The 17887-nt window shown below is 60.6% G+C and carries 11 protein-coding genes and 1 pseudogene; 10 read left to right on the top strand and 2 right to left on the bottom strand.

The features are described from left to right. Positions 1-2: 2 nt before the first annotated feature. From AC0L3O_RS19015 to AC0L3O_RS19005, 3 genes are all read left to right on the top strand, one after another. Positions 3-1001: an ABC transporter permease gene (locus AC0L3O_RS19015; RefSeq protein WP_023797971.1), complete on the top strand. Its 999-nt coding sequence runs from the start codon at positions 3-5 to the stop codon at positions 999-1001. After that, positions 998-2179 (top strand): ABC transporter permease, encoded by a 1182-nt coding sequence (locus AC0L3O_RS19010; RefSeq protein ID WP_091594734.1) that lies wholly within the window; start codon positions 998-1000, stop codon positions 2177-2179. The genes AC0L3O_RS19015 and AC0L3O_RS19010 overlap by 4 nt, the downstream gene beginning before the upstream one ends. Before the next feature lie 209 nt (positions 2180-2388). Beyond that, positions 2389-2868: a class I SAM-dependent methyltransferase gene (locus AC0L3O_RS19005; protein ID WP_473535943.1), complete on the top strand. Its 480-nt coding sequence runs from the start codon at positions 2389-2391 to the stop codon at positions 2866-2868. 51 nt (positions 2869-2919) lie between these two features. Here the strand turns inward: AC0L3O_RS19005 and AC0L3O_RS19000 are convergent, their stop codons facing one another. Further along, positions 2920-4335 (bottom strand): DUF5939 domain-containing protein, encoded by a 1416-nt coding sequence (locus tag AC0L3O_RS19000; protein ID WP_473616283.1) that lies wholly within the window; start codon positions 4333-4335, stop codon positions 2920-2922. 191 nt (positions 4336-4526) lie between these two features. Here AC0L3O_RS19000 and AC0L3O_RS18995 point away from each other — a divergent pair, with 191 nt between their 5' ends. The 5 genes from AC0L3O_RS18995 (at position 4527) to AC0L3O_RS18975 (ending at position 11681) form a co-directional block, all read left to right on the top strand. Further along, positions 4527-5351, top strand: coding sequence for a hypothetical protein (locus AC0L3O_RS18995; protein WP_473616282.1), 825 nt, complete (start codon positions 4527-4529; stop codon positions 5349-5351). 74 nt (positions 5352-5425) lie between these two features. After that, on the top strand, positions 5426-5950 hold the full coding sequence (locus AC0L3O_RS18990) for a GNAT family N-acetyltransferase (protein ID WP_128168936.1): 525 nt from the start codon (positions 5426-5428) through the stop codon (positions 5948-5950). 58 nt (positions 5951-6008) lie between these two features. Continuing rightward, positions 6009-7394 carry a hypothetical protein gene (locus AC0L3O_RS18985; protein WP_473535940.1) on the top strand — a complete coding sequence of 462 codons (1386 nt, stop codon included), beginning with the start codon at positions 6009-6011 and terminating at the stop codon, positions 7392-7394. A 288-nt stretch (positions 7395-7682) separates the two neighbouring features. Beyond that, positions 7683-10982: an ATP-binding protein gene (locus tag AC0L3O_RS18980; RefSeq protein ID WP_287259416.1), complete on the top strand. Its 3300-nt coding sequence runs from the start codon at positions 7683-7685 to the stop codon at positions 10980-10982. Between the two features lie 18 nt (positions 10983-11000). Beyond that, complete coding sequence (locus tag AC0L3O_RS18975; protein ID WP_023797979.1) at positions 11001-11681, top strand: redoxin domain-containing protein; 681 nt, start codon at positions 11001-11003, stop codon at positions 11679-11681. 59 nt (positions 11682-11740) lie between these two features. Here the strand turns inward: AC0L3O_RS18975 and AC0L3O_RS18970 are convergent, their stop codons facing one another. Then, positions 11741-14719, bottom strand: a complete 2979-nt coding sequence (locus tag AC0L3O_RS18970) for a trifunctional glycosyltransferase/class I SAM-dependent methyltransferase/polysaccharide deacetylase (protein WP_031254518.1) — start codon at positions 14717-14719, stop codon at positions 11741-11743. A 915-nt stretch (positions 14720-15634) separates the two neighbouring features. Between AC0L3O_RS18970 and AC0L3O_RS18965 the strand changes: the two genes are divergently transcribed. After that, a complete protein-coding gene (locus tag AC0L3O_RS18965) occupies positions 15635-16300 on the top strand; it encodes a coiled-coil domain-containing protein (protein ID WP_031254520.1) in 666 nt (221 codons plus the stop codon). Between the two features lie 7 nt (positions 16301-16307). Further along, positions 16308-17887 (top strand): annotated as a pseudogene (locus AC0L3O_RS18960) (OmpA family protein); the annotation flags it as partial.

Below are 17887 nucleotides of genomic sequence, written 5' to 3'. Positions count from 1 at the left end.
GCGTGCTTCGATATTTTGTCTGGCGCATTGCCGTGATGGTTCCAACGCTGCTGGTCATATCGGCACTGGTGTTCACGATCATCGAACTTCCACCCGGCGACTATTTCGACAGCTATGTTGCCGAGCTTCGGGCTCAGGGCGAAGCCGTGGATTCCGATCGCATCGAGATGATGCGCAAGGACTATGGTTTCGACCAGCCACCGGTCATTCGCTACTTCTACTGGGTCGGCGGGATGCTGCGCGGCGATTTTGGCTATTCCTTCGAATATGAGCTGCCGGTCCGCGACGTCGTCGGGGACCGAATGTGGCTGACCGTGCTGGTTTCCTTCGTCACGATCATCTTCACCTGGCTCATCGCCTTTCCGATCGGCATGTACTCCGCCACGCATCAATACAGCTGGGGCGACTACGGCCTGACTCTCTTCGGCCTTCTCGGCCTTGCCATTCCGAACTTCATGCTGGCGCTGATCCTGATGTATTTCGCCAACATCTGGTTCGGCACATCCATCGGCCATCTCATGGACCAGCAATATCTCGGCGAGCCGATGAGCTGGGCCAAGGCGAAGTCGATCCTCGCCCATCTCTGGATTCCGGTCTTGATCATCGGCACCGGGGGCACGGCAAGCATGATCCGGCGGCTGCGCGCCAATCTTCTCGACGAGCTACACAAGCAATATGTCGTGACCGCGCGCGCCAAGGGACTTCATCCGTTCAAGGCGCTGGTCAAATATCCGCTGCGCATGGCGCTCAATTTCTTCATTTCCGACATCGGCTCTATCCTGCCGGCCATCATCTCCGGCGCCGAAATCACGGCGATCGTGCTGTCTTTGGAAACGACCGGGCCGATGCTGATCAAGGCGCTGCAAAGCCAGGACATGTACCTGGCAGGGTCGTTCCTCATGTTCCTCGCCTTCCTGACGGTCATCGGTGTCCTGATTTCCGACCTGGCGCTGGCGCTGCTTGATCCAAGAATTCGTTTGCAGGGCGGTAGCACCAAATGAGCACGCATTCGCCGCTGCCCGCTCCGGGTGCTCCGCTGCAACACTACGTTTCCACCGCGCCCTTTGACCTGGAGTCGGTCGAGGCGATGACGCCGGAGCAGTCGAAGGTCTTTCAGGCGTCGCAGTTGCGGCTGATGTGGTGGAAATTCCGGGAGCACCGGCTTGCCGTTATTTCAGGCATATTCCTGGCAGCGCTTTATTTCGGAATACTGATCTGCGAGTTCCTGGCCCCCTACAATCTGCACACGCGCAACATGGACTACATCTATTCGCCGCCGCAGCGGGTGCACCTGTTCCACAACGGCCAGTTCGTCGGGCCGTTCGTTTATGGCCGCCAGATGACGCTGGATATGGACACGCTCAAGCGGAACTACATCGAGAATCAAGATGATGTTCAGCGGATCCGTTTCTTCTGCAAGGGCGACAGTTATCGGTTCTGGGGCCTGATCGAAGGTGACAGGCATTTTGTCTGCCCTGCCGAAAACGGCCAGCTCTTTCTGGCCGGCACTGACAGGCTGGGGCGCGACGTGCTCTCGCGCATCATCTATGGCGCACGCATTTCACTGACAATCGGCCTCGTCGGCATCAGTTTCAGCTTCCTGCTCGGCATCGTCATCGGCGGACTGGCCGGCTATCACGGCGGTATATTCGACCTGATCGTTCAACGGATAATCGAAGTTCTGCAGTCAATCCCCAGTATTCCGCTATGGCTGGCTCTGGCGGCGATCATGCCGATAACCTGGAGTCCGATCCTGATCTATTTCGGCATCACCGTCATCCTCGGGCTACTCGACTGGACCGGATTGGCGCGGGCCGTGCGTTCGAAGCTTCTAGCGTTGCGCGAGGAGGATTACGTTCTGGCTGCGCAATTGATGGGCGCCAGAAGCAGCCGCATCATCGGGCGGCATCTCATTCCCGGCTTCATGTCGCATCTGATCGCGACGGCGACGATCTCCATACCCGGCATGATCCTGGGCGAGACGGCGCTGAGCTTCCTCGGGCTCGGCCTGAGGGCGCCGATAACCAGCTGGGGCATCCTGCTCACGGAGGCGCGCAGCGTCAGCGTCATCGCGTTCTATCCATGGCTGCTTTTGCCGATGCTCCCCGTCATTCTCGTCATCCTGGCGTTCAACTTCCTCGGCGACGGCCTGCGGGACGCCGCAGATCCCTACAAGTGAGATCGCTATTCCGCCGCGCGCCGGGCCACCCGCTCCACCCGGTATGATCCTGTCGGCAGCCTGTTCGGTTATTGCAGGGTTCATCGTTCGCCTCTATACGTGCCGGGACGCGATCGGCGGTTAACATGTCGCCCTCGGGTTTCACCCGTGAACCGCTCTGGTCGCGGGCATTGCTGATCTCTTGAGCTGGTTTCAGGACACACACGCATATGACTCGCCTTGAGAATTTCATCAGCAGGATGACCGCACAGCGCGACATTCTCGATCAGGTTTGCCCCGAGGTGGCGAAGATGGAAGGGCCGGTGCTCGAGCTCGGCCTCGGCAACGGCCGGACGTACCACCATCTGCGCGAGCGCCTGCCCGGACGCCGGATCGTGGTGTTCGACCGTGAACTTAGCGCACACGCCAGCTCAATTCCCGACGCTGAAGACTTCGTGCTCGGCGAAATACGCGAGACGGCGAAGAGGTTCATTGGCATCGACGCGGCTCTCGTTCATGCTGACATCGGCACCGGCTATGACGATCGCGACGCAGTGACCTCTACCTGGCTTCCCGATCTGATCGCGCGCCTGCTTCGCGTCGGCGGCTTCGCGGTCAGCGGCACGCCCCTCGACCACCCGCTGTTGCAACGCCTCCAGCCGCCGCCTTCGGTGCCCGCCGATCGTTATTTTGTCTGCAGGCGCGTGTGAGGGGCCGAGACGACCCAAACATTTGGCGGCCAAATCTTCGGGGCCAAATCTTCAGGGGATCATAAATACTGCTATCTCCCGCTCAATGCCGCGCAGCGAGACGTCGTGGGGCACGGGCGTCAGCGCGTTCCTGTGCAACAGATCGGCGGTGAGATTGTCGCCGACCACGGCACGAGTGGCGAAGATCGCCTGTGCATTGGCAAGGTTCTGGACCCGCGAAGCAATGTTGACCGTCTGGCCGAAATAGTCCTGTCGCTCGTTCATGGACACGGCGATGCACGGGCCGGCATGGACTCCGATCTTGAGCAGCAGATCCTCGCCCCCGCTCTTGTCGTTGAGCTCACGCATGGCATCGCGCATCCTGAGGGCCGCAGCAATCGCACGATCAGGCGTCGCGAAGGTCGCCATCACCGCATCACCGATCGTCTTGACCACCGCGCCTGCCTCCGCCGCAACGATCTCGTGCAGAACCTGGAAATGCACGCGCACGAGATCGAAGGCCGAAAGATCGCCCACCCGCTCGTAAAGCTCGGTCGATCCGCGCAGGTCGGTGAACAGGAAGGTCAGGCTGGTGATTTTCAGGCGCTGGTCGATGTCGAGCGTATCCGTGCGATAGAGATCGCGGAACGTCTGGTTGGTGAGCAGGCGCTTGGCGGTCAGGAAGGGCCGGCGTTTACCCAGGAGACCATGCAATTCCTGGCCGGCGATGAAGACCGTCGGCAGCACGCGTGTGTCGGTCCTGTTCTCCAGCGAAATGCGCAACGGGCCGGGTTGCATCTCCAGCGTCTGGTTCTGGACATGGTCGCGGTCGAAGACCAAAGAGAGGCTTCGGCGCTCTTTTGTTGGTTCGCCCTTCACGTCGATGAACTGTGCTGAATGGGTGACCGGCTCGAAGACGATGACGAATTCAGACGGAAGCTGTATGGGCAGAACCGCCTTTTCGCCGGGGGCAAGCTCGATATCCTCCAGCGAGAACGCTTCGATCTTTTTCGCGAAATCCTCTTCCGGCAGATCGACGCCGGACGCCCAGTAGATCTGGCGGTAATATTCCAGCAAGGGCAGTTCGTGTGGATTGTGGGCGGCAATCCTGCGCACGCGGGGACTGACGGTGAATGTCACCTCGACCATCTCGTCGAGGGTCGGCGAATAGCCCTCGGAGCACAGCGCGCAGGTGTATTCGTCCTTCTGCAGGGTTTTCAGCGTGGCGTTTGTGTCGAGCACGCCGCCACAGCCGGGGCATAGAACATTCCAGGAAATGTCGAAGATGCCTACCCGTGCCGCATGGAGAAAGGCGCTTATGGCGCGTTCCTCGTCGAGGCCATGCTTGCTGGCGAAGGCTGGCGCATTGATGCGGCAAAGTTCGCGATCCTTGCCCTCCGCGATGGTTCGCTTGATCGCGTCGATTGCCTGCGGATCGACACCGGTCGATTGCCGCAGAAGCGAGAACAGATCCTGAGCTTCGTTCATCGTGCAGGCTCCGGAAAATGCGCCCCCGGAGGCGTCTTTGGTCCCAGTACTCCATCTTACTTCGAAACGCATCCTACGGCCAATCGAATAGATGGGCATGGTGACAGTTCAATTTCCATTCGGCGGATTTTCACCGGCCGCAAGCGGCACTATGATGGTCCATGGGGCATTCATCTTGGGGACTTTCTCCCATGCCGACATCCAACAACCCGCCATTTCCCGCGGCCCTGCGCCTATTCTCTGTGGTGGTCATCATCGTGCTGATCGTAGGCGCCGGCCTGTTTTTCGCGCCTGTGCTGGTCAAGCCGCGCTGGCCTTGGGCCGTCACGCCGTTCAATGCCCGCTTCCTCGGCGGCTTCTACACCGCCGAAATGGTCGTGATGGCGGCGCTGCTGGTCTGGAATCGCTGGTCGCCCGGCAGGCTCGTGCTCGTCATGGCCTTCATCTTCACCGTCATCGTGTCGCTGGTTTCGTTCATCAATCTCGGCTATTTCAACTTCGAGCGCAAAGCGCCCTGGCTCTGGTTTTTGGTCTATCTCGCTTCTGTCGCGGTATCCGGGCTGTTCCTGTGGAGGGCCAAGGCCCGTCCTTCTGCAAAAGGCGTGACCTTAAATCCGGCATGGCGCGGCTACATGCCGGTGGAATCGGCGATCCTTGGGCTCTATGGCCTAGGCCTGTTGCTGTTTCCCCTGACATTCGGCAGCCTCTGGCCATGGCCGATCGATGCCTTCCATGCTCAGGTCTACAGCGCCATCTTCCTGGCCGGTGCGGCCGGTGTATATCTCGTCTGGAGAAGCGCGCCGCGCGAGGAACTGCTGGTGCTCGGCCTGGCGCAGTTTCTCACTGGCCTGCTTGCCATCCTTGGCCTCGTTATCACCGACGCTGCGGTGCACCGGATTGACTGGACAGCGACCAGGACATTGTGCTGGCTCGGCCTTTTCGGCTGGATCGGCATCAGCGGCGTCTTCAAATTCTACGCCGCCTCTCGGTATTTTAGCTCGCAATCGGCGTCATAGGTTGAAGAGACCGCTGGATTTTCAGGTGACGTCCGGTGCATCGTGCCGGGCCGATCGCCTTTGCCGGGAAAGCCATGACCAGCACGACCTCGCCATCCCCAAAGAAAATCCAGCCGCAGCTCCGGTCCGTCCGGCTAAGCGATGCGGAGGCGCTTTGCGCTATCTTCAACATGCCGGGCTTCCGCTGGGGCACGCTCAGGATGCCCTTCGAGATGGTGGAGCAGGTGGAGCGGCGCATCGCCAAGTCCGGCCAGGAAACCACCTGGATCGTTGCCGAGTTGGACGGCAAGGTCGTCGGCCATGGCAGCCTGGTCGTGCAGGGTTCGCCGCGCCGTTCGCATATCGGCGAGATCAATATCGGGCTTGACGATGCCTTTGTCGGCAAGGGTATCGGCTCTGCCATACTTGGCGCGCTGCTTGACGTGGCCGACAACTGGCGCGCCCTGAAGCGAGTCGAATTGACCGTCTTTGCCGACAACGAGCCGGCCGTCCGTCTCTACACAAGCCACGGCTTCGAGGTCGAAGGCCGGCATGTGAAGGCCGGGTTTACCGACGGGCAGTACCACGACCTCCTGAGCATGGCCCGGCTGCGGTTCTGATATCCGCTGTTGTCTGGTCTCCCTTGGCGTTTGCACCGCAAGCGGCTAGACGGGACCAATGACCGCCGTCTTTGACCCAACCCCTACGCCTCCGGTGGAAATTCTGGCGGTGCTGTCGCTGCTCTGCCCGGAAGTCGTGCGTGACATCGAGCAGAACTGGAATGCGCCGGTTTCAGATTATGCCCGCCATGTGTGGCGGCCGGTGGCAAGGCCTGCATCGGGCCCGGCAATCGCTGCCCGCTCGATCCTGCGCGAAGTCCTGCATCAGCGCCTTGAGGTGTTCATGCAGCCCGAAGAGATCGGCAAGGCCCTCGAAGAATTCGAGCACAGACCGGTGATTCAGTCCGGCCTGCACTGCCTGCTTCTGATGGACCGGATCACCTTCGATGCCCTCCTGCTTGCCTGGCTCGGCGCGGTCGAAAACGGGCTGTCGGCCTTCTTCAGCTTCATGGGAACGACGATGACCATGGAGACAATTGGCCGGGAGGGGCCGGGATGGCTCGATGTCGGCGACGACAAGGTTAACCTGTTTGGAATGGGGCGCCACAAACTGTGCCGCAAAAGCGCCTGCGTGGCCGGTCCCGTCTCCCTCAACAAGCGCGCGCTCGAAGCGGTGGGCGACGAAACGGATGCCAGCCGCTGGCTGGGTACACTGCTTGCCAGCCAGGACAAGGTGTTTGGAACCGCCGCCGATGCGCTGATAGCCCTCAACGAGGATCTGGTCGCCGATTGGGATCGTTCCGGCATGGCCCAGCCGATTTTCATCGATGATCGGCTCGCCGCGGCTGCCATGGCGCGGCATCTGGAACATGACGGCAGCCTTGTTTCCAGGCTGCTCCTTGAGCCCGCAAGGCGCCAGCGTCTCGAACGTGCCTTGCAAGCAGCCGCATCGAGCCCATTTGGCAGGTTCCTGCCCAATGCCACGGCCTATTTCTGGGGCATCCGCGAGGAGCGCGTGCGCAAGCTCGTCCTCGAGAACGGGCACCTGATCGAGCCTGGCAGGCCGCATGGTCTTTCCATTCCGTTCGAGCGGCCGCATCTCAGGCAGGCGCTGCTGGACGGCGTGCTGCTGCCGAACTTGTTCCTGATGTTCCTGGTCCTTGCCATATTGCCGCGCGTGCGGGTTGTGGGCGGCCTGAGACAGATTGGTTATGTAGCGCTTTTCCACTCGATCCTGCTGGCTGCGCTAGATGAAAACGCGCCGGAAGAGCGCGATCTGGCTGCGGAATTGCAGGTTCGGGAAAATGCCTGGGGCATGCGGGTCATCGACGAAAAGATCTCGGTCCGCGAGCAGCTTGCCGGCCTGCCGGAAGGGGCGCTCTTCCCGGCCCTGCTCCGGCAATACCGTTTGCGGACGTTTGCCGAGGCGACCGACGACCTGAAGCTGGTTCGCGAAAACGCCCGATGGCGCAAGATCGGCCAGGCAGAGATCAAGGAGAACTGAGCCTACTTCAGGTTGATTTTCTGGTGCGCAACCGCAAGCGACGGCGATCTATCGGTGAGCCTCTGGCGTCTGATCCGGCCGCTTCCTCGACGCTGATGCCTTTCGGGATTTCGACGACGGCTTCCGCCCTCGATCGGCAGCGCTCTGCCACCGGACCCACACGGATCGCTCGATGCCCATTTGCGCTGCCGCTTGCTGGTCGACGGCTATCGGTTCATTCTTGTGAACCTTGGCCGTGAAGTGCGTAGCGAGATCACGCCGTCACGGCCCCTAGTGAGGTCTTGTTCGATGGACTGCTCGGGCTGCGGTTTCGAGGTTGAGGGCGGTTACGCTTTCTGTCCGAGGTGTGGCAGGCGCCAGCCCGTGCCATGCGCCAGTTGCGGCTACCGCTGCGCACCTGATTTCGAGTTCTGTCCGAAATGTGGGGCAAGCGTCGGTGCGCCCGCAAAAGCCGTCGAACGGCCTGCTCCGACGCCAAGCCGGACCATTGTGCAGCCTTCTCGAACTCCGTCGCTGCTTCCGAACATCGAAAGCGAAGATGGGCAGTATCCCGTCTCTGACGCCGATCGCCGGACGGTAACGGTCCTGTTCGCCGACCTTTGCGGCTTCACAACACTCAGCGAGCAGCTCGACCCCGAGGTCATGCAAGCGCTGCAGAACGAACTGTTCAAGGAATTGACGGCGGCCGTGCGAAACTTTGGCGGTTTCGTCGACAAATTCATCGGCGATGCACTGCTCGCTTTGTTCGGTGCGCCGGTCGCGCATGAGGACGATCCGGAACGTGCGCTTCGCGCCGCTCTCGACATGATCGCCCGGACGGCGCGGCTCGGCGAAAGCACCCCCCACTCCGGCTCGCCTCTGTCGCTCCATATCGGCATAAACACTGGTCCGGTCGTCACTGGCGGATTGGGCGTCGGCACCGCCAAATCCTATTCGGTGACCGGCGATACAGTGAATACGGCGCAACGCCTGCAATCGCTGGCCGCACCGGGTGAGGTGCTGGTAGGCGAGCTCACTCACAGGCTGACCCGGCACGCCTTCTCTTACGAGTCGCTGGGTGATGTCGTGCTTCGCGGCAAGGCTGGCAGTGTGCTCGTCCATCGACTGGATGCACCGCTTGCGGCGCCGCGTGCAGCGCGTGGGCTCGAGGCGCTCGGCCTCAGTGCGCCGATAATAGGTCGTGGTGCGGAGCTCAATAGAATGCTGGCGAGCCTTGACCAGGCGTGCGGCGGCTCGGCCCAACTTGTCCGCCTCGTCGGAGAAGCCGGTATCGGGAAATCGCGGCTGGTGAACGAGTTCGTCGCCCGCGTCGGCGACGAGGATCGTTTTCGCAACGTCGCCGTGCGGCAGGCCACGTGCTCACCGCTGGGCGAACAATCATTTGGCGCCTTGGGCGCAGTGGTGCGCAGCGCTGCCGGGATGATGCAAAACGACAATGGGGACGAAATGCGGGGGAAGCTCGCAGGCTTGCTTGCCGATCTCGGCCTGCAGGGCGAGGAGGCGAAGCGGCTGATGCCTTTGCTCTACCATGTGCTTGGCCTTGGCGACCCCGATACCACCTTGCAGCATGTCGAGCCCGAGCAGCTGCGGCGGCAAATTCTCTACGCAGTCCGCACAATCATCGAACGGCGGCTTGCGTTGTCGCCGCTGTTGATTGTCGTCGAAGACCTGCACTGGGCCGACGCCGTGTCGCTCGAGGCACTACGTTTCGTGATGGACAGGTTAGTGCGCACGCGGTTGATGGTGCTGGTCACGCATCGTCCGGCGCCGGACAATGACCAGCTCGACTCAAGTCGGGTCAGTCACACAGCGCTGAGGCTTTCGCCCCTCAACAGCGATGACGGACGCAGCCTGCTGGCGGCGCTTTTCGGCGAGAGCTGGGTAAACTCCGCGGGAGGGCTTCTCGACCAGATCCTCGAGCGCGCGGGCGGCAACCCCTTTTTTGTAGAGGAGATCGTTCGCGGCCTTATCGATCGCGGTGTACTGATGCGCGAGGGCCAGCGATGGCGGACTGTGGCAGGCGAAGTGGCAACCGGCATTCCCGCCACTATCCAGGCAATGTTGCTTGCTCGCGTCGACCGGCTGCCCCAAGAGGCGCGCCGGTTGGCCCAGGAAGCCGCGGTAATCGGCCCGCGCTTCAATGCCACACTTCTGAAAACCGTCACAGCCGACCCTGGCCGGCTAGAAGCCGGCTGCGAACTGCTTTGCGATGCGGAAATCATCGAGGAAATTGCCGGATCAGGCTCGGTCTCGTCGCAAGGCTACCGCTTTACGCAAACACTGCTGCAGGACGTGATCTACCAGAATCTGCTCCTGCAACGCCGGACCGACATCCACGGGCGGGTCGGCGCTGCCTTGGAGCAACTGTGCGGCGACAAGCCGGAACGGCTCGAGGATTTGACCGTGCTCGGTTATCATTTCGCACAGAGCGCCGAGCGGGAGAAGGGCGCGCATTACCTGCAGGCGGCGGGCGATCGCGCTCGCATGATATACGCCAACGACGACGCCCTTCGTTTCTACGATCGAGCACTGACTGCGTTGGGCGCGATCGGGCAAACACCGCTCAAACTGGCAATTGCAGAGCGCATTGCCGATTTGAGCGGCCCGGTAGGCCGCCGCGAGATCGCGCACCACCACTACGAGACGGTGTTGCAGGCATACCGCGAGTCAGCCAATCGTGTCGCTTCGGCGCGAGTTTTGCGTAAGATCGGTCGGCTGCTCTGGGACGTCGGCAAGCGGGACAACGCAGAATCCCGCTATGCTGAAGCGGCAGCGCTCCTCGATGGAGCGGATGCTCCGATCGAGCAAGCGCAACTCTGGCAAGAACGTGGCCGACAGGCGTTCCGTAGCGGAGATCACGCTCTCGCGGTAAAATGGGCAGACGCGGCGCTGGATTGCGTACGCACTCTGACAACGGAGCATGTCTCCGAGGTAGGATGTGATGCCACTCTTGTGACCGCCGAGGCACTTAATACCAAGGCTGTTGCGCTGGCTCGCCTTGGGCGAAGCCGTGAAGCCGTGCGACAGGTTGAGCGTAGCATTGAATTGGCCGAAGCCGCCGGTCTACTGGGCGCGGCCTGTCGCGGCTACACCAATCTCGGCGTGCTTTACACGACTATCGATCCGGCACAGGCGATGGAGGTCTGTCGGCGCGGTCTTGAAGTGGCGCGCCATATTGGTGATTTGGGTTTCCAGGCGCGCCTTCTCGCCAATCTGGCTGTCGCTTGTTGTACTTTCACGGATCGCTGTCCAACGGAGGGCGTGCCTGCTGCCGAGAAGGCCATCGAGATCGACCGGGCGCTCGACCAGCGCGAGCACCTGGCGGTGCCGTTGATCGTGCTTGGGCAGATCCACCAGTGCCACGGCCGTCCGGAACTGGCGGTCGGCTTGTTCCACGAAGCACTGGACGTAGCCCGCGAAACGGGCGAACCCCAACTGCTGTTTCCGTGCTATGATGGTCTCGCAACGCTTAATCTCGACCTCGACAATCTGGCCGAGGCCGAACGCTACTTTTCCCTGGCGCAGGGCATATGCGCCCAGCACGGGCTCGACCCGGAAGCGCTTGTGGTGCTGCCTTTTCTCGACTAGCCGGGTTGGAGGTTGGAAATGTCCGCGCGTAGTGACTTGGTACCGCTTCAACCGGGCGACCGTGCGCCGAACTTGGTACTCGACGCCATTACCCAGGAAGGCAAGATCGCGCTTGACGACTATCGCGGACAAAAACCGGTGCTGGTCGGCCTGTTTCGAGGTCTGCATTGTGCGTTTTGCCGGCGCTATATCGCCGCCCAGGCGCGGCTTGATCCGGAGCTGCGCGAAAAGGGCGTGGAGAGCCTGACGGTGGTCAACACCCCGATCGAACGGGCGCGCCTCTATTTCCGCTACCACCCGATGCCGAATCTGCTTGCGGCCTCCGACCCTGAGCGCGCTTCACATCGTGCTTTTGGACTGCCCAATCTCGAATTCACCCAAAACGAGACGAACTGGCCGTACAAGGTCTCGATGGCAGCGGTAAAGGATATGCGGGTCGACGTACCAGGCGAGTTGCCCGGTCCTATGGATCCTATTGCGGCCACCGAAATCCTCAACAAGATGGACCATTACGAAGTGACCGAAGCCGACGAGCAGATGGTGGCAACGGGACACGGACAACTGGTCGGTCAGTTCCTGCTGGACCGGCAGGGGATCGTCCGCTGGAGCTTCACGGAGGTTCCAGAGGGTGGGCGATACATGTTTGGGGCGCCAAGCCCGCAGGAGCTGATGTCAGCCGTGTCCCAAGTCGCCCAATAGACTTGCGAACGAGGTAAGGTAAACGGGCGGGACACTGAAATGACACTGACGAGACGAGTTCACCGTTCTTCGAGCACGGCCTCGACCTTGGCTACAAAGTCATCGAGTGAGCGATCCCCGCGAATCTCGATGCGCGGAAGGTCGATGGGATCGCAATCGAGGTCCGCCGGCCCGTGTCTGCCGCCGAAGCCGATCCGATAGCCGCACTCCTTGGCCAGCCGGCCAAGCCGTCGGTCGGTGACAGAAAAGGGTGCCGCGAACGCCGTGGTTGGCCGACCGGTCCACCGTTCGATGAACATGCGAGAGCGCAGGAGCTCGGCGGCCAGGTCGGAGCTCGACAGACCATCGATGGCGCGATGCGTCGCCAGATGGCTTCCGAAGAACGCACCTTCGGCGGCGAGGCGTTGCACCGTCCCGGCGTCCATAAGCTGTGTCGGCGGACCGCTGTCGGCGTCCCACAGTGCACTTTCACCCACTAGGTCCGTCACCAGGAACACTTCCGCGGTCAGGTCGTTCGCTCGCAAGATCGGCCAGGCATGGTCGGCAAAGTTCTGGAAGCCGTCGTCGAAGGTGATGAGCACTGGGCGGCCAGCGAAAGGTTGACGGCTGGCGATGAACCGTTCCAGCTGCTCGGACCTAATCGCGTGAAACCCATTGGCGCGCAGCCATGCCATCTGGCTGTGGAATGCGGCGGGCGTGAGCCGAAAACGGGCGAGCGCGGCCGGACCTTCATCGGCGACGCTGTGATACATGAGGACAGGGATACGCTGCCGCCGCTCGCTACGCGCAACGTCGCGGCGCAGGGCCCGCGCCCCGCCCCAGACGATATTTCGCGCGACGCCGATTTCGAGGCGCGCGCGGATTGGCGCATGATCGATCATCGGTTCCGTCGCCACCTCGTCCGGTGACAGGCGGCGGAAGCGGTCTATGCGATAGAGCTCGGTCTGGATCGATTGATCGAGGACGAGGCCTTCGGTCCCTGCCAGCGTCTCTGAGATCGCTTGTGCACCGAATGTGTTCCAGTCGAAGCCGGTCCTTTCAACATTGTCGCGTAATACGAATGCGTGTGCGTTGATGAAACTGCCGCCAGGCGCCAATGCCTCGACGATTTTTTTGGCGATGCGCCGCAACTCGGCGAGATCATCCAGATAGTAGAGCACTTCCGAACACACGATCAGGTCCATCTCACCAGGCAGCGTGTCCGCGCAGAAATCCAGTACGCCGAACTCAACATTCGGCTGATCGCTGCATCGCGCGCGCGCTCGCCCGATAGCGACGGCGGAGATGTCGGTTGCGGTCAAATGGGCCACTCGCGGCGCCAGCTGCCGCGTGAAGTGCCCCTCCGCGCAGGCCAGCTCGAGCGCCCGTCCGATCGGACCGGCAGGCAGAATTTCGAGCTGCCGCTCATACTTTTCCTGCTCATAGGACGAACCGTAGTTCCAGGGATCCTCGGTCGCGAAACGGCGATTCCAGAACGACCTGCGATCATCGTCGTGCCCATCCGCAGCCGATGCACGGCGCGGTGGTGCAAGCGGCTCTGTAGCTTCGGCGCTCGACCGAACCAGCCTCCGCGCTTCCGCGGCCAACCGCGCGAATTTGCCGAAGTGGCTGTGCCGATCGGACCGGCGTCCGGCGATGGACAACAATGCCTCGGCTGCAGATATGTCTGACATGTCGGCACGGGCGCCCTGTTGCGGGGCACGTACAGGCGGTCGCCTCGCAAGCCGCGCGGCACTGTGTATAAGCCGCTCAGGGGGCACGAAATCCCGGGCCAATTCAATCCAATGGCGCCTTGTCACTTTCCCGAGTACGCCGAACTGCACGACAGCCTCGATCTGGCCATCCATCATCAGATAGGCATAAATTTGGTCGATTCCTTCCGGAAGTTCGATCGAGGTCGGATTTCGAATATCGACGCGAATTCCAAGCGTCCGCGCCAGCCGGCGCGGCGCGGCAAGATCGTCGAAGTCGAGAAGCATTTCCTCAAGGTGATACTGGACGCGGCGACCCGCGACGGGATCGTCCCAGACCTTGCCGAGTTCGGTGATCAACTCGGTGAGGGAGCCGCCGAACCTGTCCCATCTGGCAGCCAATTGCGCTGGCACCGATAGGCTTCCTACCATAAGGCCATCGAAGGCCACCTTGGCGATCTCACGCGCCCACTTACGTCCTGCCGGGAGCGCGCGCAGGGTCTGCGGGCTGATCGAGCAGCGGCCGCTGCCGCAATCCGACGCGGCGTTCCACAACGCGAACCACGCGAGTGCTTCGGAAGCGGTGCGGCCGTTCGTTTCGATCGCACCATTGGCATGAGCCGATGCTGGCTTTTTGACCCTGGGATCAGGAGAAAAGCCGCGGGCGATCACGATTTCCGCATCGGCCAGCATCTGTGTCGAATTGCGGGTGAGCGAGTTGGGACTGGTCCGATAGAAAGCGAGCGACTCGTCGACCATCACCCAACGTTTGCCTAGACGTGCCAGGCGCTGCCACAGATCCCAGTCCTCGCAGGTGCGCAGCGAAACATCGAAGCCGCCCAACTCGACAATTGTCTTCCGGTCGACGAGCAGCGCGTGAGTGCGGATGGGGCAACGGCGCGCGAATGTTTCGAAGGGCTGGATCGCAACCTCCGTCGGGATGCTCGACGGGGTGAGTTCGCCATCGGGCATCACGCGCCGGGAACCGCAATAGGCGGTGACCGCATCGGGCGCGGCTTCAAGCGCGGCCAGCATTTTCGCAAGGAAGCCGGCGTCCACCCAATCGTCCGCATCCAGGAACATGAGCCAACGTCCGCGCGATGTCGAAATCCCGCTATTGCGCGCGCCCGCGGCGCTATACGCAGAAGCGCTCAACGTCCGAAACCGGGCATCGTGCTCCACATAGCCGGCGATGATCGCGGCGGTGGCGTCCGTGGAGACGTCGTCGACGACGATCGCCTCCCAATCCACTATTTCCTGATCGACAAGGCAATCGAGTGCGCGCGGCAGCGTTACCTCCGCGTTGTGCGCAGGAACCACGATTGAAACCAAGGGATTATGCGCCACGCCGTCTTACCCGCGCCTGGTTCGAAGGTAGAACAAGAGTCCCGAAACATAGCCGGCGATTTCCTGCCAAAGGAAACGGTCCTCAGCGACACTGCGTCCAAACAGTCTCCTGCGAACACTTCCGAGCCGCCGCGACGCCGCCATTTGGCTGCAGAGCGAGCTTGCTCCTGTCGTGCTACCGATGTTGGAAGCCGGGCGCAGCATTCGCATCCGTGCCGCCGAGCTTGGGCGCCAGCTGTCGCAGAGGGACGTCAAGGCCAAGCATGCCGCATACTCATGTCGTCGATCCCCGGAGTCGGCGCCATGACCACGAGCTGCGGTCCCTGGCATCGTGCAATAGCTATGGCAACCTGACGTCTTTTGCAATCGGGACGCAATAGATGCAAGCCCACTGAAGCGTTGGGGGGAATGACTGCAGTGATTGGGACTATTGCTCCCCTGCTATCGACCGCAACGCCTCGATTCCGAGGTGCATTCTCGAACAGCCACTCTCCGTGCGAAACAAGACCTTCCTTCTACCGTTGGGCCCGCATCGGAAGCTGATCGTCGCAGTATACAGCCGGGTGCGAGACAGTATGTGCACCGCCAGACCCGCTATTTTAGATACTTCTAATGAATATGCGCTACTTAATTGAGTTCCAAGTAGCTATAGACTGACATTGTATTACTAATTTCTATAGTAGATTTCGTCAAATGGTCGATTAGCTTAGCCGGTTATGCCTGCTATCACGAAGAGATGTGCGAGCGACGTAACTCGGAACCCGTTCATTTGCCGCTAGTCAAGAGATGTAAAAGGGACCCACGAATTGGCTTAAGCCAAGAAGATTCCGGCTTGCGATCCGGCTATTTTGCTGACATGTTTGGGCGTTTTTGGGTTTTGCACTGTGGCAGGTGTTCAAATGAAGGGGCATAAGGATGGCTAAGGAATCTTCGAGTACCGCTTCTTCGGCAAGTAAAGCGGACGAAAATCTGATAAGCAATGCAGATGGAAACGGGCTGGCCTTCATGGGGGTCCAGGCCCGCGAGAGCGGGGTGTCCGGCGACGCTGTAGGTGTCGACAAGATACGTGATCTGCTGTTCGGCAACCAGATGCAGGACTACGACCGCCGTTTTTCCAAGCTTGAAGAACGGTTCTTGCAGCGCTTCAAGGATGTCGAATCCGAGGCCAAGCGCAATCTTGAAATGTACGAGTCGAATGCAAAGAAGCAGGTCGAATCGCTCGCGGCGCAATTGCGGAACGAAAAAGATGCACGAGCGGAGGCCGACAAGGAGATTGACCGGAATCTTCGCGAGCAAAATCAGGCGCTTGAAAAGCAGGTGCGCGCGTTGTCGGATCAATTGAGCGAGCTTGAGCGCGAAGTCGCGGACCGGATAAATCGAAGCGATCAATTGCTGCGTGAGGAAATCAAGCAAAAGAATGAAAGCATTCAGATGCTGATTGAGAAAATGTTTTCCGATCTCAGCAACGTCAAGACCGACCGAAATCTTTTGGCCGGCCTGTTTGTCGAGGTTGCAAAATGTCTAAATCAGGATCCCGTCGGCAGCAAGCACAACTCGGAACGCAGCTGGAAAGTGAGTTGATCGGAACTTGACGTCGACCGTCGACCCAATCAGCCTTCCTCAAAGAGCAGCTTCGAACGATCCAGAGATTGATCGCGAGGCTCTGGCTAATCTTTTGGTCGAAATTGCTCGGAACGTCGATCCGGACTACCGTGCGCGTCTCTACGGAGTTCCAACCGCCGATCCTCGCATGGAGACGCTGCGCCAGTTGCTGGTCGGCCGCGAAATTTCGGAGCTTTCACGAGTTGCGCACCTGCTCGACGAACCTGAGCAGCTTGCGGCTGCAGTGGGGGGTGTTCTCCCCAGTGCAGCCGCACGTGCGCCTCATGCGCAACTCGGCGAGGCCCTTGCGCCAGCTGTCGAGAGGGCCGTGCAGCGGTCCATCCAGAAGAGCCCGCGCACGCTTACGGATATATTATACCCGGTGTTTCTGCCGGCAATTCGCAAGTCGATCGGGGAAAAGATCGATCAGACCTTTCAGTCGCTGAATGAAACTCTAAGACATATATTTACCTGGCATGGGCTCAAGTGGAGATTTGAAGCTTGGAGAACGGGTGCAAGCTTCTCAGAAGTTGTTCTTAAGCATTCTCTTGTCTATCGTGTAGAGCATGTATTTCTCATCAACCGCAATTCCGGGATTTTGATAGCGCATGTAACAGCCGATAATGCAACGAGCGAAGATCCTCAACTCATTTCTTCGATGCTTAGTGCTATTCAAGATTTTGTGAAAGACTCATTTAACGAGAGAGAACAAAGCGGCCTGGACACTATCCGTTTCGGAGAGCTTCGTCTCTGGTCGGAAGTTGGACCGTTTGCGACCTTGGTCGCGGTGATCCGGGGAAATCCGCCAGAGGAATTACATGAAATCGTTCGCGATGTGTTGTTTCGCATCCATGATGAATACTCCCAGGCTTTAGAGCAGTTTGACGGCGACAGTTCGCAGTTGGCCGGCATAGAGACGCAGTTGCAATCCTGCGTTGAACTGAAGCAGGAGGACTCAAACCAGGGATTTCCGTGGCTGGTGGTGGCTGCAGTCCTGCTGGTTTTGATTCCGGCAGGCGGTTGGTTCTTTCTTTCCTGGCAATCCGGGCAACGCTGGCAGGCCTATGTGTCGCGGCTGAGTACCCAGCCGGGCATCATCGTTGCCGAACAAAAGGTGCGCGATGGCCAATTCTATATTGCCGGCCTGAGAGACCCGCTTGCCGCCGACCCGCAGTCGCTGTTGTCCGGAACCCAGGTCGATCCCGCCCGCGTTCATTCGCAGTGGCAATTCTATCAGAGCCTTGAGCCGGAGTTCGTGCTGAAGCGGCTGACGGCGTCGCTGACCCCGCCGAAATCGGTTCGGCTTTCGATCGTCGAGGATCGCATCGTTGCCGAGGGTGACGCTCCCGACACCTGGATAGATCGGGCACGCGCAGCGGCCCGACAGCTTGAGGCAGGCGGACCGGTATTCGACATCTCCAAGGTTCGTGATGTGAGCCCCGAAGCACGCGCGGCGGAGCACTGGCAGGCCTATGTGTCGCGACTGGGAACCCAGCCGGGCATCATCGTTGCCGAACAAAAGGTGCGCGATGGCCAATTCTATATTGCCGGCCTGAGAGACCCGCT

This window comes from Mesorhizobium sp. WSM4810, assembly GCF_055811235.1.
This window is presented reverse-complemented; position numbering and strand designations above follow the sequence as displayed.